This is a genomic window from Bradyrhizobium sp. (genome assembly GCF_047605465.1).
GTDB lineage: Bacteria > Pseudomonadota > Alphaproteobacteria > Rhizobiales > Xanthobacteraceae > Bradyrhizobium.
Genome location: NZ_JASGFS010000017.1, coordinates 1 through 19673, shown reverse-complemented (window position 1 = coordinate 19673; position 19673 = coordinate 1). Strand labels below are relative to the sequence as shown.

At 65.0% G+C, this 19673-nt stretch carries 20 protein-coding genes; 12 read left to right on the top strand and 8 right to left on the bottom strand.

Annotated elements, in window-relative coordinates:
- Nucleotides 1-157: 157 nt before the first annotated feature.
- Genes QM712_RS15940 through QM712_RS15930 form a run of 3 tightly spaced genes read right to left on the bottom strand, consistent with a single transcriptional unit; the run spans nucleotide 158 to nucleotide 3096 of the window.
- Nucleotides 158-502 (bottom strand): DUF1491 family protein, encoded by a 345-nt coding sequence (locus QM712_RS15940; RefSeq protein ID WP_415024070.1) that lies wholly within the window; start codon nucleotides 500-502, stop codon nucleotides 158-160.
- A gap of 58 nt (nucleotides 503-560) precedes the next feature.
- Complete coding sequence (locus tag QM712_RS15935; protein ID WP_415024069.1) at nucleotides 561-1262, bottom strand: peptidoglycan-binding domain-containing protein; 702 nt, start codon at nucleotides 1260-1262, stop codon at nucleotides 561-563.
- On the bottom strand, nucleotides 1255-3096 hold the full coding sequence (locus tag QM712_RS15930; protein ID WP_415024068.1) for a PAS domain-containing sensor histidine kinase: 1842 nt from the start codon (nucleotides 3094-3096) through the stop codon (nucleotides 1255-1257). Before QM712_RS15930 ends, QM712_RS15935 begins: the two co-directional genes overlap by 8 nt.
- Nucleotides 3097-3503: 407 nt before the next feature.
- Here QM712_RS15930 and QM712_RS15925 point away from each other — a divergent pair, with 407 nt between their 5' ends.
- The gene (locus QM712_RS15925; RefSeq protein ID WP_415024067.1) at nucleotides 3504-3941 is read left to right on the top strand and encodes a DUF5330 domain-containing protein; all 438 of its coding nucleotides are present in this window, start codon (nucleotides 3504-3506) and stop codon (nucleotides 3939-3941) included.
- A 68-nt stretch (nucleotides 3942-4009) separates the two neighbouring features.
- Complete coding sequence (locus tag QM712_RS15920) at nucleotides 4010-4438, top strand: SufE family protein (RefSeq protein ID WP_415024066.1); 429 nt, start codon at nucleotides 4010-4012, stop codon at nucleotides 4436-4438.
- A 181-nt stretch (nucleotides 4439-4619) separates the two neighbouring features.
- On the opposite strand, the gene QM712_RS15915 is transcribed toward QM712_RS15920, so the two are convergent.
- Entirely contained in the window at nucleotides 4620-5036 is a 417-nt protein-coding gene (locus QM712_RS15915; protein ID WP_415024065.1) for a MucR family transcriptional regulator, read from the bottom strand.
- Nucleotides 5037-5198: 162 nt separating this feature from the next.
- Nucleotides 5199-6053 (bottom strand): DUF308 domain-containing protein, encoded by an 855-nt coding sequence (locus QM712_RS15910; protein WP_415024064.1) that lies wholly within the window; start codon nucleotides 6051-6053, stop codon nucleotides 5199-5201.
- A gap of 310 nt (nucleotides 6054-6363) precedes the next feature.
- Here QM712_RS15910 and QM712_RS15905 point away from each other — a divergent pair, with 310 nt between their 5' ends.
- Nucleotides 6364-8013 carry a glycosyltransferase family 39 protein gene (locus QM712_RS15905; RefSeq protein ID WP_415024063.1) on the top strand — a complete coding sequence of 550 codons (1650 nt, stop codon included), beginning with the start codon at nucleotides 6364-6366 and terminating at the stop codon, nucleotides 8011-8013.
- A gap of 172 nt (nucleotides 8014-8185) precedes the next feature.
- The gene (locus tag QM712_RS15900; RefSeq protein ID WP_415024062.1) at nucleotides 8186-8965 is read left to right on the top strand and encodes a class II aldolase/adducin family protein; all 780 of its coding nucleotides are present in this window, start codon (nucleotides 8186-8188) and stop codon (nucleotides 8963-8965) included.
- 317 nt (nucleotides 8966-9282) lie between these two features.
- On the opposite strand, the gene QM712_RS15895 is transcribed toward QM712_RS15900, so the two are convergent.
- The 3 genes from QM712_RS15895 to QM712_RS15885 all read right to left on the bottom strand — a co-directional run bounded on the left by QM712_RS15895 (nucleotide 9283) and on the right by QM712_RS15885 (nucleotide 13834).
- Complete coding sequence (locus QM712_RS15895; RefSeq protein WP_415024061.1) at nucleotides 9283-10680, bottom strand: M20/M25/M40 family metallo-hydrolase; 1398 nt, start codon at nucleotides 10678-10680, stop codon at nucleotides 9283-9285.
- A 40-nt stretch (nucleotides 10681-10720) separates the two neighbouring features.
- Nucleotides 10721-12049 carry a glycosyltransferase family 87 protein gene (locus QM712_RS15890; RefSeq protein ID WP_415024060.1) on the bottom strand — a complete coding sequence of 443 codons (1329 nt, stop codon included), beginning with the start codon at nucleotides 12047-12049 and terminating at the stop codon, nucleotides 10721-10723.
- Nucleotides 12050-12211: 162 nt separating this feature from the next.
- Nucleotides 12212-13834, bottom strand: a complete 1623-nt coding sequence (locus tag QM712_RS15885; protein ID WP_415024059.1) for a helicase HerA-like domain-containing protein — start codon at nucleotides 13832-13834, stop codon at nucleotides 12212-12214.
- 341 nt (nucleotides 13835-14175) lie between these two features.
- On the opposite strand from QM712_RS15885, the gene QM712_RS15880 reads away from it, so the two are divergent.
- The 8 genes from QM712_RS15880 to QM712_RS15845 all read left to right on the top strand — a co-directional run.
- Entirely contained in the window at nucleotides 14176-14541 is a 366-nt protein-coding gene (locus QM712_RS15880; RefSeq protein ID WP_415024058.1) for a DUF2267 domain-containing protein, read from the top strand.
- A gap of 24 nt (nucleotides 14542-14565) precedes the next feature.
- Nucleotides 14566-14973 (top strand): DUF4332 domain-containing protein, encoded by a 408-nt coding sequence (locus QM712_RS15875; RefSeq protein WP_415024057.1) that lies wholly within the window; start codon nucleotides 14566-14568, stop codon nucleotides 14971-14973.
- Nucleotides 14974-15082: 109 nt separating this feature from the next.
- A complete protein-coding gene (gene folP / locus QM712_RS15870; protein WP_415024056.1) occupies nucleotides 15083-15943 on the top strand; it encodes a dihydropteroate synthase in 861 nt (286 codons plus the stop codon).
- The gene (gene folB / locus QM712_RS15865; protein ID WP_415024055.1) at nucleotides 15940-16308 is read left to right on the top strand and encodes a dihydroneopterin aldolase; all 369 of its coding nucleotides are present in this window, start codon (nucleotides 15940-15942) and stop codon (nucleotides 16306-16308) included. The genes folP and folB overlap by 4 nt, the downstream gene beginning before the upstream one ends.
- The gene (gene folK, locus QM712_RS15860; RefSeq protein WP_415024054.1) at nucleotides 16308-16799 is read left to right on the top strand and encodes a 2-amino-4-hydroxy-6-hydroxymethyldihydropteridine diphosphokinase; all 492 of its coding nucleotides are present in this window, start codon (nucleotides 16308-16310) and stop codon (nucleotides 16797-16799) included. The genes folB and folK overlap by 1 nt, the downstream gene beginning before the upstream one ends.
- A gap of 81 nt (nucleotides 16800-16880) precedes the next feature.
- Nucleotides 16881-18752 (top strand): methylmalonyl-CoA mutase family protein, encoded by a 1872-nt coding sequence (locus QM712_RS15855; protein WP_415024053.1) that lies wholly within the window; start codon nucleotides 16881-16883, stop codon nucleotides 18750-18752.
- Entirely contained in the window at nucleotides 18749-19213 is a 465-nt protein-coding gene (locus tag QM712_RS15850; RefSeq protein WP_415024052.1) for a GFA family protein, read from the top strand. Before QM712_RS15855 ends, QM712_RS15850 begins: the two co-directional genes overlap by 4 nt.
- A 34-nt stretch (nucleotides 19214-19247) precedes the next feature.
- Nucleotides 19248-19673, top strand: a 426-nt coding sequence (locus QM712_RS15845; RefSeq protein ID WP_415024051.1) for a methylmalonyl-CoA mutase family protein, incomplete at its 3' end; no start/stop codon positions are given.

The following is a 19673-nucleotide window of genomic DNA, read 5'->3' as shown; positions in this document are numbered from 1 at the left end:
CGGCGTTCTCTCGAACCAAGTTGAAGATTTCAGCCTGGTGAGCTTACCGAACTTTTATGTCCGTTGGTACCGACGCCAGTGCTGCATGTCAGGCATTCGACACGCGGAAATGATTCCGTTTGGCTTCAATTGCGAGAGAATTTGCCGGACGTGGTGCTCAAGCCCGCGCCAACTCCAGGAAGTGCCGCCCCGCGCGATCTTCCGTCTCGACGATCCAGGCATCCGGATCGAAGCGGATCTCCTTGGTGAGACGTTCCTCCACCGCGGACTCCGGCATCGCTTGCGGCGCGGCAGGCACGAAGAAGCGATCGATCGGCCGGCCGTCGTCATACACGGTCTGCGGCGCCGGCACGTAGAGCATCGCGTTGCCGTCGAGCAGCGAAACCTTCACGAACACCGCGCCCGCTTCTTCGGCGCCACGACGCCGAACCGCGCCGAACACGCCCTCGGTCTGGCACCGGCGCAGATAGGCAGCCACCCAGATGTTTGATTTCAACCGCATCGATCGCACGATAGGCCAGCGCCGGGATCAGCACCAGCCTCCACGCGCGCCATGAAGGTCATTCGACGGGATGACCGATCGCGGCGCCGAGTTCGCGCAGCAGGCGGTCGGACACCTGACCCGTGACCTGCATCTTGTGCTCGCGCTCGAACTTCTGGATCGCGGACTGGGTCTCGCCGCTCATCGTGCCCGTGATCTTCAAGTTCCCGTAGCCGTATTCGGACAGCGCGCGCTGCACACCTGAGATACGCCGCGCGGCAGGGCTCTGCTGCACCGGAATGGGTGCGGGCGGACGCGCAAGGGCGACGGAAGACGTCGTCGATGTCGTCTGCTTGACGAGGTTGGTCAGGGGATCGCCGGATCTCGGCGTCGATGCCGTCGCATCGACGGGCTTCTCGGGCGCCTTCTCCGCCGGCTTCGGCTCGGCGCGGAACTCCGTCGGTTTCGGCTCGAGCGGCGAGGTGTCGGCGCCAACGGGACGCGGACGCGGCAACGGGCTCGGCAAGCCGGCGGATGATGGCGCCGGCAGATTGATCACGGTGCCGAACATCGGCGCCGGGTGCCGGCCGGTCTGCAGGAACAGCGCGTTGGCGACGATCGCACTGACGGCGGCAACCGCGACGAGCCCCGCCAGCGTGTCCTTGGGGCTGTGCAGCAGGACGCGCATAACCAGATTGCGCTCGGTCTCGACATCGATGACCGAAGCCTTGGCGCCACGGCGGCGCGGAGCAGCTTCGCCTTTTGCAGACTTCTTAGGCACTTTTCTTCACCAGAGCAGGTTGATCCTGAAGTTCTTGGCGCGGCGCCGGCATCAAGGTCGCGATCTTGCCGTCCGGCACTGTTCTATCGGAAGCCATGGCTTGCGGCGTATAGACGAGCGGCAGCTTGACGGTGACGGCAGTCCCCTCGCCCAACCTGCTTTGTACAGTCAATTCGCCGAGATGCAACGCCACGAGACTCTTCACGATCGAAAGGCCGAGGCCCGTGCCCTCGTGGCGGCGTTGATAAGTCTTGCCGGCCTGGAAGAACGGCGCGCCGATGCGCTTGAGATCGTCCGGCGCGATGCCGACGCCGGTGTCGCTGACGCGCAGCGTGAGCTGCGATCCGGACGCCGATGCGGCAACGGCGACCTGACCGCCGCGCTCGGTGAACTTGATGGCGTTGGCGACGAGGTTGAGCACGATCTGCTTGAACGCGCGCGGATCCCCGGTCATCAACGGCAGGTCCTGCGGCGCATCGGTGATCAGGTCGATGCCGTTCTCCCGCGCCTTCAGCGCCAGCAGGTTGCAGCAGTGCAGCAGCGATGCGCGCGGCGCGAACGGCTCCGATGCAATCTCGAAATTGCCCGATTCCATCTTGGACATGTCGAGAATACCGTTGACCACCGACAGGAGGTGCTGACCGGAATCGTTGATGAGTTGCGCATACTCCTTGCGCTGGGCGGCCCCCAGCATCAGGTTCTGCTCCTGCGCGATCATCTCGGAGAAACCGATGATGGCGTTGAGCGGCGTACGCAGTTCATGGCTCATGGTGGCGAGGAAGCGCGTCTTGGCGGCATCGGCAGCTTCCGCGGCGCTGCGTGCCTGATCGAGCGCCTGCTCCCCATGCTTGCGATCGGTGACGTCGCGCATCACGGCAACGACGTCCGGTTCACGGACGGCATCGCGGCCCGCATCCTGTTCGAGCGGCCGGCAGCGCATCTCGACCCAGATGAAATCGACCTGGCTACGCTCGGCACCCGGGTACTCCCGGCGCAACCGGAACTCGACACTGCGGACCTCGCCGCGCGCAGCATCGGACAGCGCGGTGAGATAGGCCGGGCGATCGGCGACATGCACGCGGTCGAACAGGCCGTGCCCGAGCAGTTGCGCGACGGGCATGCCGAGCATGGTCTCCGCCGCGGGCGAGATGAACTGCACGGCGCCGTTGCGCTGGTGCCGCGATATGACGTCGCTCATGTTGCGCGCGAGCAGCCGGTAGCGCTCTTCCTCGCGGGACAGCAGGGTCACGCTGGTGCGTGCGAGCGACTCCGCTCCGAAGGCGAGACCCGCGGCGTAGAGCGTCGCCGACGCGACGCCGAACGCCATCATCACGCCGCGTTCCGCGGCACTCGGCTCTCCGACCGGCAACCAGCCGAACTGACTGAGCACGATCAGCACACCCGCGCAGGACAGCGCGAGGAGCGAGGCAAAGGCCGCGACGCGGCGCGAGGCCGACAGCGCAGCTTCGAGGGGAACCACGACCAGCCAGACCGCGGCAAAGGATTCGATTCCGCCGGTCGTGACCGCGATCGACATGATCAGGCCGGCAAGCGCCAGCGACGACAAGACATGCGCGCCTTCGTAGCGTCCGGTGCGCGACAGGAACCAGGACAGGAGAATCGGCGCGATCAGCCAGGCGAAGGCGGCGACTTCGATCGCACTCGGCGCGCCGCGCATGGCGAGATAGACGGGGAATGCGGCGAAGGCCGCCAGGCTGCCCAGCAGCCGCGGCGCGATGAAGGCACGATGGCGCGCCCGTGCCAGCGCATCGTAGCGCGCGGAGGGATGCAGAAGCGCATCGAGACAATCGCGGATAATACTCAAAACAGTCACGGGTCTCGCGCTACGGCTCACTCGTCGAAAAGACGCGCCGGAACGCCTCCTTGTCGTTGAGCCACCGTGTCAGAGCGACCTTAAACGAACGCTAAGGCCACTGCGCCTGCCGCCGAACACGGCGTCATCGCGAGGCATTTTAGACGATTTGGCGACGTCATCGGCTCGAATGGTGAACGCAGGGTTTCGAGCGGGCCTCATGGTTTCGAATTGGTGGATTTGTGGGCCGGCGGGAAGCGCGGGCGGCAAGCGTCAATCGAAAATTTACGAGAACGGGATTTGCGAAGATTCTTGCGCAAATTTTCCGCGAATTAAGCTCAAGGCAATCACTTGCGATTTATCGAAGGTTGCTAGGTCGAACGCCCTGCGGGGTCTGCCGCGGCGGGATCTAACACACAGGTCGCAAGATGCGCTTTCTGCTCCGCATCACATTCTGGCTCGGGCTGGTGCTGGTGCTCCTGCCGCGGGACAAGACGTCCGACTCGGAGAAGCTGCCGCAGATCGGCGCTGCCGACGCGGTGCAGGCTGCGACCGCGGCCGTCTCCGACATGAGCCAGTTCTGCAAGCGCCAGCCCGCGGCCTGCGAGGTCGGCGGACAGGCCGCGACCATCATCGGCCAACGCGCGCAGGACGGCGCGCGCAAGATCTACCAGATCATCAACGACAAAAAAGAACAGATCGAGAAGAACGAAAAGAGCGAGAAGAACGAGAAGAAGGCCCCGGACCACACCGGCTCGATCACGGTGGCCGGCGAAGGCGATGCCACCGCGAGCGAGGCGGCGCACGACACCCTGACCCAGGACGACCTCGCACTGGACTGGCGCGGGCCGGCGCCGGCGAATTAGGGCCCAAACCCTATCGATTTCATGCCCTCGCGTCCTTATATTGGCCCGAACAGGAAGTATGGGTCGATATGACGACGATTGACGAAATCAGGGACAATTTCGAGGTTCTGGACGATTGGGACGACCGCTACCGGTACGTCATCGAGCTCGGCCGCACGCTGGAACCGATGCCCGAGGCGGAACACTCCGCGGCCAACAAGGTGCAGGGCTGCGTCAGCCAGGTCTGGCTCGCCAAGCATGTCGATCGCGGCAACGGCGCGCCGATCCTGAAATATCTGGGCGACAGCGACGCGCATATCGTGCGCGGTCTCGTCGCGATCCTGCTCTCGCTCTATTCCGGCCGCACGCCCCAGGAAATTCTCGCGACCGATGCCATCGCGGTCTTCGACGAATTCGGCTTTCGCGAGCATTTGACGCCGCAACGCTCCAACGGCCTGCGCTCGATGGTCGAGCGCATTCGCGCCGATGCGAAAGAGGCGCTCGCGGACGCTTCCTGAACTTTTGCGTAGTGAGGAGCACTGCCCGGTCAGCGCGAGCGCGGCCCAATCATGGGCTCGCACGTCTGGACGATGCTCGGCGTCGCCGGACCCATCCTGAAGGTCCCGCTCTTGCCCACGGCCATCCTTCGAGACGCCCGCTTTGCGGGCTCCTCAGGATGAGGGACGGTGCGCGCGGCTTCTACTTCCGTTTCCGCTGCTGCTGCCCCAGCCCCATCTTCTTCGCCAGTTGCGAACGGGCCACCGCGTAGTTCGGCGCGACCATCGGATAGTCGGCGGGCAGGCCCCACTTCTCGCGATACTGCTCGGGGGTCATGTTGTACTGGGTGCGCAGATGCCGCTTCAGCGACTTGAAGCGTTTGCCGTCCTCCAGGCAGACCAGATAATCCGGCGCGATCGACTTCTTCAGTGAAACGGCAGGTTTCGCAGGTTCAAGCGGGGCGGCCTCCATGCGTCCGGACGAGACGCGCACCAAAGCGCCGTGCACCTGGCTGATCAGGTTCGGAATCTCGGCGGCCGGCGTCGGATTGTTGCCGAGATAGGCCGAGACGATGCTCGCCGTCAGTTCGATGAAATTCTTCGCGCCGGCATCCGACATGGGCTTGGCCTCCCTCCATCCTGGTCCCGCCGCACTGGATTTTCGACGTGGAAGTATTTCCAGCCAGCAATATTTCCGTCGGAAACGCGACGACTGACGAATATGAGCTGATTACTGGTCTCGTGACAAGAACGGCGGAGCTTTACTTGGTCGCAGGCGACCTCAGGACCGCTGGTCGAGATGCGCGCGCAGTTCGTCGATCGAGGCGAAGCGCATCATGCCTTCCGGCATCTGCGCCTCGATCGAGCCGTCGGAGTAGAGCGAGTAAGCCATGCCGTCGACAACGCCGGACTTGAGCACCGTCACCGGCGATTGCTCGGCCGGGGGAGCAGGCTCGGGTGCTGGCGGCGGGGCGGCCTCGGCGAAGGTCGACGGGGTGCGGACCGGCGGACGACGCGGCGCCGGCGGGTCCGGAGGCCGCATGCGGTCCGGCTTCGGCCAGGCATCATCGAAGCTCGCAAATGGCGCTTCGGACTCGGTCGGCTCGTCCTGCGCCTGCGACGATTCCCCTTCGGTACCCTTGGCCTGAGCGCGCTCGCGCTCCTTGCGCGATGTCGAGGCGAACAACAGGTTGCGCCGGCGCGGGGCTTCCGGGGCGGGTGGCGGCGGCGCTTCCGGCTGGGCCGGCGCTTCGGCGCGCGGACGGTCGCGTGAAGCTGCCTCATCCTGCCATGGCGGCGGGGCGACGGTTGCGGCTTCAGCCCTCGTCGCCGGGGCAGCCATCGGTTCGGGCGTTGCCGGCAACGCGGATCCAGGCATCACGGCTCCCGGCGGCAGGACCGGCCTGACCCGAACCTCCGAGGGCGCGGACGCGCCGGCCAGGCGGCGGGCAATGGTCTTGAGTTCCACCACCACGACGTGGAGCCCGACCAGTAACATTCCGGAGCAGACGCCGATCGTACCGGAGATTATGAGGGTGCTGCCGACGCTGAACTCTCTGACAGTAAAGCCAAAAAGGACCGCAAGGAGGCCCGCCACGACGGCGAAAATCCCCGCGATCAACAATGCCAAGGCCATAGAAATCACCCCCGGCCGCGCATCAGCACGCGGCACCACTGCGCCACGATACCGTCATATTGCGTACCTCGCCAACGAACAATGGCCGTCACCGTTCCTTAAAGGAAGCAGATCAGGGACTTATTCACATTCCCTTCAGCATGGACTCGTTAGCTGTCAGGGGCTGCCAGGGTGTCGGATTTGCTGCGTCGCACAGGAAATTAGCTATAATGCCCAATTACTTGGTAATGGAACTGCGCTATAGGCATCCAGGGGAGCAGGCCCTTGCGCACCGGCAGGGCCATGAGGGGATTCCGGGTCAGCAATAGCCATGACATCCATCACGACTTCGGCGATCGACACGCCTGCGCGGCGCTCGATTGAGCGGACTTGCGACGACCTCGCCATGCTGGTGCTGGCCGCCGTCGCCGTCATCGCGGGCCTGACCTTCCGTGACTACGGACTGGGCTGGGACGACTACACCCACGCCGAATATGCCGACCTGCTGCTGCGCATGTTCGGCTCCGGCTTCAAGGACACCGCCGCGCTCTCCTTCGCCAACCTCTATATGTATGGCGGCGGCTTCGACATGGCCGCGGCGCTTCTGCACAAGATCATTCCGCTCGAACTGTTCGAGACGCGCCGCCTTCTTGGCGCGATCGTCGGCGTGATCGGTCTTGCGGTCACGTGGCGGCTCGGCCGCCGTGTCGGCGGTCCGCTCGCGGGCCTCGCGGCGCTGCTGCTGCTTGCGCTCTGCCCGACCTTCTACGGCCACATGTTCATGAACCCGAAGGATGCTCCCTTCGCGGTCGCCATGATCATCCTGATGCTGGGCCTGGTACGGCTCGCGGAGGAATATCCGCAGCCCTCGCCGCGCACGATCCTGATCGTCGGCCTCGGCGCCGGACTGTCGATCGGCTCGCGCATTCTGGGCGGCCTCGCGCTGGTCTACGCCACGATCGGCTTCATCCCTCTGCTCCTTGAGGAGCTGCGCACCGAAGGCCTGCGCGAGTCGGTTCGCCGCTTCGCCCATGTCGTCTACGTCCTGCTGCCCGGCCTCGTGCTCGGCTATCTCGTGATGGGGCTGATCTGGCCGTGGTCGATCATGGAGCCCGGCAATCCCTTCGAGGCCCTGACCTACTTCTCGCATTTCTTCGAGAAGCCCTGGAAGGAGATGTTCGACGGCGCGATCGTGTCGGTGCCGGACATGCCCTGGTCCTATTTGCCGACGCTGTTCGCGCTGCAGCTTCCCGAAGTGTTGCTGGTGCTGATGATCGGCGCCGTGATCGCGACCTTCGCCATGCTGCCGCGCCGCGGAGTTCCGGCCCGCCGCAAGACCATCCTGCTGATGCTCACGCTCGCCGCGACCCTGCCGCTCGCGATCGCGATGGTGAAGCGGCCGGCGCTCTACAACGGCATCCGCCATTTCGTCTTCGTGGTGCCGCCGATGGCCGTGCTCGGCGGCGTGGCGTTCGCCTGGATCATGGAGCGCCTGCGCGCCAATCACCGCCCGTGGCAGCCGGTCGTGCTCGCGACCTTCTGCTTCGGCCTTGCATTGCCGCTGGCCGAAATGATCCGGCTGCATCCGTATCAATACACGCACTTCAATCATATCGCCGGCACCGTGCGCGGCGCCGACGACCGCTTCATGCTGGACTATTGGGGCCTTGCACTGAAGCAGGCGTCTGACGAGCTGCGCGCGCAGATCGTCGAGCGCCAGGAAGTGCCGCCGCGCAATCGCAAATGGAAGGTCGCGGTGTGCGGCCCGCAGCGTCCGGCGCAGGTCGCGCTCGGGCCCGACTTCACCATCGGCTGGGATTCCAATGCGGCCGATTTCGCGATGACGCTCGGCGAATTCTATTGCAAGGGCCTGACCGCGCCGGTCATGGTCGAGATCAAGCGCGACGACGTGGTGTTCGCGCGGGTGTACGACATCCGCGGCAGCAGCATCTCCAGCCTGCTGTCGATCCCCGCGCCGTAATATTCTTGCCGGATCGGCCGCCAACGCAGCCGAAATGCCGCCCGGGCTCCTGGCAGGTAGCCCGCGGCTCCATGCGGGCCACGCTGAACTGCCGCGCTCAATGCGCCTTGCCGCCGGCCCGGACCGAGACTAGGCTCCCTCTCCGCAACAACGATGTTCGGAGAGATGTGCCATGTCGCCAGCGGAAGCGCGCCTGAGGGAAGTGCCATCGAATATGACGGAGGCCGAGTGGCAGCAGCGGATCGATCTGGCCGCCTGCTACCGCCTCATTGCGCTGTACGGCTGGGATGATCTCGTCGACACCCACATCTCGGCGCGCGTTCCCGGTCCCGAGCATCACTTCCTCATCAACCCCTATGGGCTGATGTTCGACGAGATCACGGCCTCGAGCCTGGTGAAGGTCGACCTGCACGGCAACCAGCTCACCGAAAGCGAATACAGCATCAACCCGGCCGGCTTCACCATCCATTCGGCGATCCACGAAGTACGCGAGGACGCGATCTGCGTGCTGCATCTTCACACGCTCGACGGCACCGCGGTGTCGAGCAGCGCCGAGGGCCTGCTGCCGCTGAACCAGACCGCGCAACTCGTCACCCACGACCTCGCCTATCACGACTACGAAGGCATCGCGCTCGACCATGACGAACGGCCGCGGTTGCAGAAGGACCTCGGCGACCACAACCACATGCTCCTGCGCAACCATGGCACGCTGACGGTCGGCCGCTCGGTCGCCTCCGCCTTCGAGCGCATGTATCACCTGGAGCGTGCCTGCTCGATGCAGGTCCGCACCCGGGCGCTGGGCACGCCGGTCTATCCGGTGGACGATGTCGCGATCGACAAGAACGCCGAGCTGCTCGCGAACCGCGACCGCGCCGAGCTGCGCGCCACCAACCTCGTGTGGCCGCCCCTGCTGCGCAAGCTCGACCGGGAACTGCCGGGCTACCGGTCTTGAGATTTTCACGAACTTGAGGTAGTTTCTGTTCCGAACTACCTCTGCACGTTCTGGAATGAAACGCCGTCCAATCCCGGGCGGCGTTTTTATTTTGGGATGGTCGTCACCCGTGACGCCGCCTCATCGCGGGAAGCGACGCGACGAAACAATCCTGGCTGTCAGCGCCTTAAGATCCTGGATTGCGTCGCTTTGCTCGCAACGACGAAGGAGGGATTTCGCAGGGGGGCAAAGACGCATCGCACCGTGCCCACCGCCCAGCAAGACCGACAGGGTCGTGGTGAGCACGCTGCGCTTTGCCCATCCTGCGGCGCCTCGATCTACTTCACCTCGGCCAGCGCCGCGAGAATGCGTGCCCAGGAGCGGATGCCCTTCTGGAAGCTGCGGAGGTCGTACTTCTCGTTGGGCGAGTGGATGTTGTCGTCATCCAGGCCGAAGCCGACCAACAGCGAGTCCAGGCCAAGCGTGCGCTTGAAGTCGGCGACGATCGGGATCGAGGCGCCTGAGCCCATCAGCACGGTCTCCTTGCCCCATTCCTCGGTCAGCGCCTTGCTGGCGGCCGCGAGCGGCTTCATGTTCCAGTCGAGCGCGACGGCGGGCGCGGCGGAATGGTCGCCGAACTCGACCTTGCAATCCCCGGGAAGCCTGGCCGTGACGTAGTCGCGGAACGCCTTGCGGATCCTGGCGGGGTCCTGGCCCTCAACCAGACGGAACGAGACCTTCGCCGAAGCATGCGACGGGATCACGGTCTTGGAGCCTTCGCCGATATAGCCGCCCCAGATGCCGTTGACGTCGCAGGTCGGGCGCGAGGAGGCCTGCTCGATCAGGAGCCGTCCCTTCTCGCCCGCTGGGATCGACAGGCCGAGCGGCTTGAGGACGGTTTCCGGCGTCGCATTGAGCTTCTTCCACTGTTCGAGGATGTCCGGCGGCAGATCCTTCACGCCATCATAGAACCCGGGGATGGTGATGCGATTGTCGTCGTCGAACAGTCCGCCGAGAATCCTGGTCAGGACCCGGATCGGATTCATGGCGATGCCGCCGAACACGCCGGAATGCAGATCGCGGTTGGCGGCCGTGATCTTCAGCTCCTCGTACAGCAGCCCGCGCAAAGACGTCGTGATCGCCGGCGTGTCGCGATCCCACATGCCGGTGTCGCAGACCAGCACGTAGTCGGCCTTGAACTCGTCCTTGTTGGCCTCGATGAACGGCACGAAGTTTTTCGAGCCGACCTCCTCCTCGCCTTCGATCAGGAAGGTGATGTCGATCGGCAGCGAACCCGTCACCTTCTTCCAGGCGCGGCAGGCTTCGACGAAGGTCATCACCTGCCCTTTGTCGTCCTCGGCGCCGCGTGCGACGATGATCTTGCGGCCGTCGGGGTGGTCTGTGACTGCGGGCTCGAACGGCGGACGATGCCAGAGATCGAGCGGATCGACCGGCTGCACATCGTAATGGCCGTAGAACAGCACATGCGGGCGCCCGGCCCCTGCCCCGGTCTTGCCGACAACGGCGGGATGGCCGGCGGTCGGCCTCACCTCGGTCGCAACGCCGAGGCTCGCGATGTCCTTGGCCAGATGCTCCGCCGCCACCTTGCAATCAGCCGCGAACGCCGGATCGGCGGAAATCGACTTGATCCGTAACAGCGAGAACAGACGCTCCAGGCTGTTGTCGAAATCCTTGTCGATATGGTCGAGCACGGACTGAAGCTGCGCGTTGGACATGATGGTGTTCCTGACTTTTGGGTCGAGAGATATCGAGGTCTCAAGATGCCCCGGGTTTTAACCCCGCCGCGGCGCCGGGGCCAGCCGCAAGCGGTGGATGACGGATGTGCCAGGCGAGCGTACCGGCGAGAACGGCGGTGGCGGCGAGGTTGTTGCCCCAAGCCTGAATGACGGTTGGAAACGGCGGCAACGACAGCAGCATCAGAATGCCCGCGCTGCCCAGCGCAATCCATGTTCCCACGCGCACATGCGCGCGTCCGTCGAAGGCGGCACGATGCATCAGCACCGTCATCGGGAAGAACAGCCATATGAAATAGTATTGCCGCGCCAGCGGCGAGGCCACCGTCATCAGGCAGAACAGGATGGCAAGCTCCTCGGCGTCGGAACGTTCCGTTCGCCGCGCCTGTGGGGGCATGACCGCAACGAAGCTGAGCCCGAGCATGATGGACAACGCAAGCACGATCCAGTTGGCTGTCCCGTAGCCGACGTCGATGAGATTCATCGTTCCCGGCGGCTTGTTCGGGTCTTCCAGATTGTAGTTGATCGGGCGCACCAGCCGGTGCGTGACGGCAATGATGGACTGGTTGACCCACGACCAGTTCTGCTCGTCACGCTGGCCGAAACCCTTTTCCGAGCTCGATCCGACCATGCCCTGATACCAAGTCGCAAGCTCCGCCGCGTTGCGCTCGAAGCCGCGAATGGGCGCCGGCGCGACATAGAGAAGGATGCCGGTGAAAGCGATCATGCTGACGGCGGCGGCCCACCTCCGCCGCCAGAGCAGATAGGGCAGCGCCGCGACCGGAAAGACCTTGATGGCGGTCGCGAGCGCGAACATGAAGCCCGCGAGCCACGGCCGCTGGCGCAGCAAGCTCCAGAAGCCGCAGAGCATCATCGCCAGCAGGACGAGATTCGGTTGGCCGAGATCGAACATGTCGAACACGAAGGTCACGGTGACGAAGGCCGGCAAAGCCTCGAGCCATGGGCCGGGCTTGCGGCCCGAGCCAGTCATGACATTGGACAACATCCCCGTGTACCACCATGCCACCGCATTCAGGAGCGACAGGACGATGTAGAGCGGGATCTTGCCGAACGAGCTCGGGATCGCCAGCAGGATCGCCGGCAGGGGCGGATAGATGAATTCAAACTGCTGACGGGGATCATCGGGATAGAGCGACCCACCGTGGAGCACCTGCTGCCCGGCCCAATACCACAGCGCATAGTCCTTGGTCTTGCCGTGGCCGAAGATCTCGGGAACGAGGACGTCGGCGGTCAGCAGCACACAACAGAGCAGGAAGAGAAGATCGAGCGGCGCGCGCAGCGACAGGGCTCGAGGGGCACCGGGTTTGGCGAGGGTATCGGTTGAGGTCACGGCGCGGTCCAGTCCGAGGACAGATAGCACGTAGCAGACCGACGGACGCTTGGAGAGCCCCCTCACCCGAATTTGTGCCCGGCGCGCATCCCCGCCTCTGCCCGAAAGCGGGTCAAGAAGGAGCGTGCTCGCGCGCCGATTGCCCCAATCAGGGCCTTCTGCCTAGCGCCGCAGCAATCCGCCGAGCGCGCCGCGGACGATCGCCCGGCCAACCGACCCGCCGATCTGGCCTCCGACCGATTTGCCGAGATCGGCCACGACACCGCCGACCACCTTGCCGGTGACCGTGCGCGTCACGTCGCGTGCGATGCGCTGGCCGGTGGTCAATCGACCGCGTCCGGTGTTGGTACCGAAGATGGTGCCGACGATCGAGCCGATCTGGCCGAGGATGCCGCCTCCGCTTGCACCCGCCGAAGCGTCCGCGGTGGCCGCAGTGCCGGCGATACGCTTCTGAATGATCTCGTAGGCGGACTCGGAGTCGATCGCGGTGTCGTATTTGCCCTTCACCGGGCTCGCGTCCATGATCGCCTTGCGCTCCTCCGGCGTGATCGGTCCGATGCGCGCCGATGGCGGGCGGATCATCACCCGTTCGACCATCGCGGGCGTGCCGTTACCTTCGAGGAAGGATACCAGCGCTTCGCCCTTGCCGAGCTCCATGATCACCTTGGCGGTGTCGAGCTTGGGATTGGGCCGGAAGGTCTGAGCCGCGGCGGTGACGGCCTTCTGGTCGCGCGGGGTGAAGGCGCGCAGGGCGTGCTGCACCCGGTTGCCGAGCTGACCGAGCACACGATCGGGCACATCGATGGGATTTTGCGTCACGAAATAGACGCCGACGCCCTTGGATCGTATCAGGCGCACCACCTGCTCGATCTTGTCCATCAGGGCCTTCGGTGCATCGTTGAACAGCAGGTGCGCCTCGTCGAAGAAGAACACCAGCTTCGGCTTGGGCGGATCGCCGGCCTCGGGCAATTCCTCGAACAGCTCCGACAACATCCAGAGCAGGAATGTCGCGTAAAGCCGCGGGCTCTGCATCAGCTTGTCGGCGACGAGGATGTTGACCATGCCGCGGCCGTCGCGGTCGGTCCTCATGAAATCCTTCAGCGTCAGTGCCGGCTCGCCGAAGAACTTGGTGCCGCCCTGGTTCTCCAGCACCAACAGCTGGCGCTGGATGGTGCCGACGGTCGCCTTGGTGACGTTGCCGAACCCCTGGGCTGCCTTCCGGATCGGCGCCAGCGGGTCTTCCTCCGCATCCGGCCCCTTCTTGCCGGTGTCGGGCACGATCGCATCCAGCAGCGCCCGCAGGTCCTTCATGTCGATCAGGGCAAGACCGTTGTCGTCCGCGACGCGGAAGGCGACGTTGAGCACGCCCTCCTGCACGTCATTCAGATCGAGCATGCGCGCAAGCAGAAGCGGCCCCATCTCGGTGACCGTGGCCCGCACCGGATGTCCCTGCTCGCCGAACACGTCCCAGAATACGGTCGAGAACTGGTCGGGCTGGAACGTCAATCCCATCTCGGCCGCACGCTTGACGATGAAATCCTTGGCTTCGCCGACCTCGGAGATACCTGAGAGATCGCCCTTGATGTCGGCCGCGAAGACCGGGACGCCGGCGCGCGCAAATCCTTCCGCCATCACTTGCAGCGATACTGTCTTTCCAGTTCCTGTCGCACCGGTGACGAGGCCATGGCGATTGGCAAGCGCCAGCGTCAGCCATGCCTGCTCGTCTCCCTTGCCGACGAAGATCTTGTCGTCGGTGTCGCCGAGCGTGCTGTCCTGTCGCGTCATTATTCTCTCTGCCTGTTTCGCGTATTGAAACTCAAGTGCACCAGTTCCGTAGTTTAGCGCATGTTGCGCGCCGATAGTACCGCTCAACGCGGCGAAGACGTGCGACATTATCGGAGAACAAGACGATGACGTCGGCCGAAAACAGGAACAACGAATTCGCACCGCCGCAATTTCCTGCCTGTTTCGTCTCCGCTCTTGCATCGCTGCAACACTTTTCGCGCGTTCTAGGATGAATCCCCCTGCCGCGCGCGTTCATCGCTTGTATTTCGCATCGCACCGGCCCAAGATCATTTTCAGAAAGCAAAACTCCGGCGTGCAAACCGGCTGAGGGGCGGGCCAATATGGACGAGTTGATCGGACGCCTGGCGGCGAACGCCAGCATAGATAGTGCTGTGGCGGAGAAGAGCGTCGGCATTATCCTGGGCTTCCTGCAGAACGAAGGCCCCTCCGACAGCGTCCAGGCCCTGATCGACCAGATTCCCGGCGCAGAAGCGGCGATCGCGGCGTCCAAGAACGGCGGCGGACTGTCGCGGTTGATGGGCGGTGGCCTGATGGCCGTCGGCACGCGCCTGATGAGCCTTGGACTTGGCATGTCCGAGATTCAGAACGTCGCCCGTGAACTTTTTCGCTTCGGCCGAGACAAAATCGGAGCGGATCAGATGGGCAAGATCGTCGCGGGGACGCCCGGCCTCAGTCAGTTCGCCTGAAGCGGGCATTTCGTACCGAGCATCATGACATATCCCATCTCCGAGATTGAGGGCCTGTCGGCCTTTGCCGCCAACAAGTTGAAGGCGCAGGGTATCCGCACCACCGACGCGCTGCTCGAGGCGGCCAGCACCGTGAGGGGCCGCAAGGCGCTTTCCGCCAAGACCGGCATCAGCGAGCAGCAGCTGCTGGAATGGGCCAACGTCTCCGACTACATGCGGATTCCCGGCATGGGCAAGGCCAAGGTCGGCCTGGTCCGCGCCGCCGGCGTCACCACGGTGCGAGAGCTGGCTTATCGAAATCCGGCGAGATTGGCCCAGAGCATGCGGGAGGCGAACGACAGGAAGAAGCTCGTTCGCATCCTGCCTTCGGAGAAATCGGTCGGCGACATCATCGCCAAGGCCAAGAAGCTGCCGCCCAAGATCACGTATTAGGACTGCGTCCGGGCGCGCCTGCAGAGCCGATCCGACGCAGCGCACCTCGGGCGGAAAGACGCCCTTTCCCGTCTTGACTCACCCTCTGCGACCGCGCAAAGCGAGCGCCATGAGCGCCTCGCCATCCCCATCCGTCGCACCCGCCGGTTCTGCCGGGGCTGACGTGCTGCGGCCGCTGCTGGGACGACCGATCCCGGCGGTGATGGGCGTGCTCAACGTGACCCCGGATTCCTTTTCCGATGGCGGTGAATTCATCGCGCCCGAGCAGGCGCTCGAGCGGGCGCGGGCGATGATTTCCGCCGGCGCCGACATCATCGACATCGGAGCCGAATCCACCCGCCCCTACACCGGCGCCCGGCCCGTTACGGCGGACGACGAGCTCACCCGCCTGAAGCCGGTTCTCGCCGCCGTGGTCGCGCTCGGCGTGCCGGTGTCGATCGACAGCATGAAGGCTGAGGTCGTGGCCTTCGCGCTCGACCAGGGGGCCACGATCGCCAATGACGTCTGGGGCCTGCACCGCGACCCCGCCATGGCGCCGCTGGTCGCGGCGAAGGGCGTCCCCGTCATCGTCATGCATAACCGCGACAAGGCCGATCCCGCGATCGACATCATCGCGGACATGAAAGCGTTCTTCCAGCGCTCGCTCGACATCGCCGCGCAGGCCGGCATCGCGCGCGACAAGATCGTGCTCGATCCCGGCATCGGCTTTGGCAAGACCGCCGAGCAGAGCATGATCGCGCTGGCACGGCTCAACGAGTTCGACATGTTCGGCCTGCCGATCTTGGTCGGGGCCTCGCGCAAGCGCTTCATCGCCTCCGTCTCGCCGTCCGAGCCGAAGGAGAGGCTCGCCGGCTCGATCGCCGCGCATCTCGTTGCGGCACAACGCGGCGCAAAGATCATCCGGACCCACGACGTCGCCGACACCCTTCAGGCCCTGCGCGTCGCGCACGCAATCGAGAGCAAGCAATGACCGATACGATCTTCATCACCGGCCTGTCGATCCATGCCCGCCATGGCGTGATGGATCACGAGACCGAGGTCGGCCAGCGCTTCGTCATCGACCTCGAACTCTACACCGACCTGTCGGAACCTTCGCGCACCGACAGGCTCGCCGATACCGTGTCCTATGCGGAGGTGGTGGCGACCACGACCTCCGCCTTCAAGAACACCAACTACAAGCTTCTGGAGCGGGCCGCCGGCGCGGTGGCCGACGCCATCCTGTCGCACTTCCCGCGCATCCGTGCCGTGAAGATCACCGTGCACAAGCCGCATGCACCGATCGCCGCGATCTTCGACGACGTCGGCATCGAGCTGACGCGCTCGCGGCATCCCTGATGGGAAACGTGCTGATCGCACTCGGCGGCAATGTCGGCGACGTCCGCGCGACATTCCGGAAGGCGATCGCCCATATCTGCGGGATGGCGCAAGCGGCACTGATCGCGCGCTCGTCCGACTATGCGACACCGCCCTGGGGTGACGAAGAGCAGGCGCCCTTCATCAATGCCTGCATCGAGATCGAGACGGGGCTCGATCCGCATGCCCTGCTGTTCGTGATGCAGAAGGTCGAGCAGAAATTCGGCCGCACGCGGGACAAGGAGCGGCGCTGGGGACCGCGCACGCTCGACCTCGACATGATCGCCTATGACGATGTCACCCTGCAGAAGCCCGACCTGACGCTGCCGCATCCGCGCCTGTTCGAGCGGGCCTTCGTGCTGGTGCCGCTGGCCGAGATCGCGCCCGACCGCGTCATCGGCCGCATTCGTGTGCGTGACGGGCTCGCCAGCGTCTCGACGCAAGGCATTGAGCGGCTTCCGGATACCGGTTAACCAAAAACAACCGTTTGCAGGGGCCGCCCGCCGTGGCAATTTCGCCTGCGAACAACAAGACGTTTGGGAGCCCCACGCCGCATGACCTCCGCGACTGACGACCTGCCGCTGGCGGCCGATTTTCCCAAGGCAACGGCCGAAGACTGGCGCAAGCTGGTCGATGGCGTGCTGAAGGGCGCGCCGTTCGAGAAGCTGGTCGGCAAGACCTATGACGGCTTGAAGATCGATCCGCTTTATCCGCGCGCCAAAGGCGTCGCGCCCGTCGCGGGACGCCCCGCGGCCGCGCCATGGCAGATCATGCAGCGGATCGACCATCCAAACGCGAAGGCCGCGAATGCGCAGGCGCTGACCGATCTCGAGAACGGCGCGACGGGACTTGTCCTGGTGTTTGCCGGCAGCAGCGGCGCCCATGGCTTCGGCCTGGAACCGACCGCCGACGCGGTCGCAGAGGTCTTGAAGGACATCTATGTCGATGCCGGCATCGGCATCGAACTTCAGGTCGGTCCACAATCGCGGATGGCGGCGATCCATGTTGCGGAATATGTGAAGAGCAAGGGCGTCGATCCCGCCGCCTGCGACATCCGTTTCGGCCTTGATCCGCTCGCGGCCTGTGCCGTGTGGGGCCACAGCCCGTATCTTTGGGAAGAGATCGTTCCCGCTCTCACCGACGGCATCAAGGGTCTCGCAGGGCTCGGCTTCAGGGGACCGTTCGCCGTGGCCGACGGACGCATCATCCACGATGCCGGCGGATCGGAGGTCCAGGAGCTCGCCTTCGTGCTCGCTTGCGGCGTCGCCTATCTGCGCGCGATCGAAGGCGCCGGCGTTCCGCTGGAGCAGGCACAAGTCATGGTCTATGCGCGGCTCGCCGCCGATGCCGATCAATTCCTGACCATGGCCAAGTTCCGCGCGCTGCGCCTGCTCTGGGCGCGTATCGAGACGGCCTGCGGATTGACGCCGAAGCCGCTGTTCATTGCAGCCGATACCGCGTGGCGCATGCTGACGCAGCGCGATCCCTACGTGAACATGCTGCGCGCGACCATCGCGACATTTGCGGCGGGGCTCGCCGGTGCCAATGCGATCACCGTGCTGCCGCATACGCTGGCACTCGGCCTGCCCGATCCATTTGCGCGACGCGCGGCGCGCAACACGCAGCTTCTGCTGCTGGAAGAGAGCAACCTCGCCAAGGTGAGCGATCCCGCGGCCGGCGCAGGCGGCATCGAGACGTTGACGGCGCAGCTGTGCGAAGCGGCCTGGGCGCTGTTCCAGGAGACGGAGAAAGCCGGCGGGGCCTTTGCTGCTCTTCAACAAGGCCTGTTCCAGAGCAAGGTTGCCGCCGCGCGCAAGGCGCGCGAGTCCAACATCGCAAAACGCCGCGACGTGCTGACCGGAGCCAGCGAGTTTCCAAACCTGCACGAGAGCGAAACGGCGGTGCTGAAAGCGACACCGGTCGCACTCGCACCTTACGGCGAGCAGAAATACAAATTCGATGCCCTGCCGCCGATCCGGCTGGCGCAATCGTTCGAGAAGCTGCGCGACAAATCCGATGCGACGTTGAAGGCGCGCGGCGCGCGGCCAAAGGTGTTCCTGGCCAATCTCGGCACGCCCGCAGACTTTACGGCGCGCGCGACGTTCGCCAAGAGCTTCTTCGAGGCCGGCGGAATCCAGGCCGTCGATAGCGAGGGTTTCGCGGATCCAGCCAAGCTCGCCGCGGCCTACAAGGCGTCCGGTGCGGAACTCGCCTGCCTCTGTTCCAGCGACAAGGTCTATGCCGATCACGCCGAAGCCGCGGCGAAGGCGCTGCAGGCCGCCGGCGCGCACCACATCTATCTCGCAGGGCGTCCGGCGGAGGCCGAGGCGGCCCTGCGCACGGCCGGCGTCAGCGGCTTCGTGTTCGCCGGCGGCGATGCGCTTGCCACGCTTCAGGACGCCTATCGACGGATGGAACAGGCATGACCGATGCGAGCAAACCCGTCCTCACCGGCGGCTGCCAATGCGGCGCGATCCGCTTCGCCGCGACGGCGACGCCGAACCGGGTTTCGATCTGCCATTGCCGGATGTGCCAGAAGGCGAGCGGCGCTCCTTTCGCATCCTTCGCCGACCTCAACAGGGCGGATTTCGCATGGACGAAAGGACAGCCTTCGTTTTTCCGCTCCTCCTCGATCGCCGATCGCGGCTATTGCGCCGCCTGCGGCACGCCACTGAGTTTCGGCCGCATCGACGGCGACCGGATCGAGATCATGACGGGCGCCTTCGACCGGCCTGACCGCCTGGTGCCGACCCGGCAGTACGGAACCGAGTCCCGGCTCGGCTGGGTGGTCGGGATCTCCAATCTGCCAAGCCAGACCACGATCCAGAACTACGGGCCGGAGAAGATGGCGACCATCGTCAGCCATCAGCATCCGGACCATGATTGAGCGCCGCACGCGCAGCTATGATATGGTTGGAACCATGAGCCGCATCCCCAATTTCGCCGATGTCGCCTTCGAGCGCGTCGCAGCCTCCGCCCCCGCCGGCAGCGCCGAACCGTGGCTGACGCCGGAGGGCATCCTGGTCAAGCCCGCCTACGGCGAGGCCGATCTCGCGGGCCTCGATTTTCTCGAGACCTATCCGGGCATCGCGCCCTATCTGCGCGGCCCGTATCCGACCATGTACGTCAACCAGCCCTGGACCGTCCGGCAATATGCCGGCTTCTCCACGGCCGAGGATTCCAACGCGTTCTACCGCCGCAACCTTGCGGCGGGCCAGAAAGGTCTTTCGGTCGCCTTCGACCTCGCCACCCATCGCGGCTATGACAGTGATCATCCGCGCGTCGGCGGCGACGTCGGCATGGCGGGCGTGGCGATCGATTCCATCTACGACATGCGCACGCTGTTC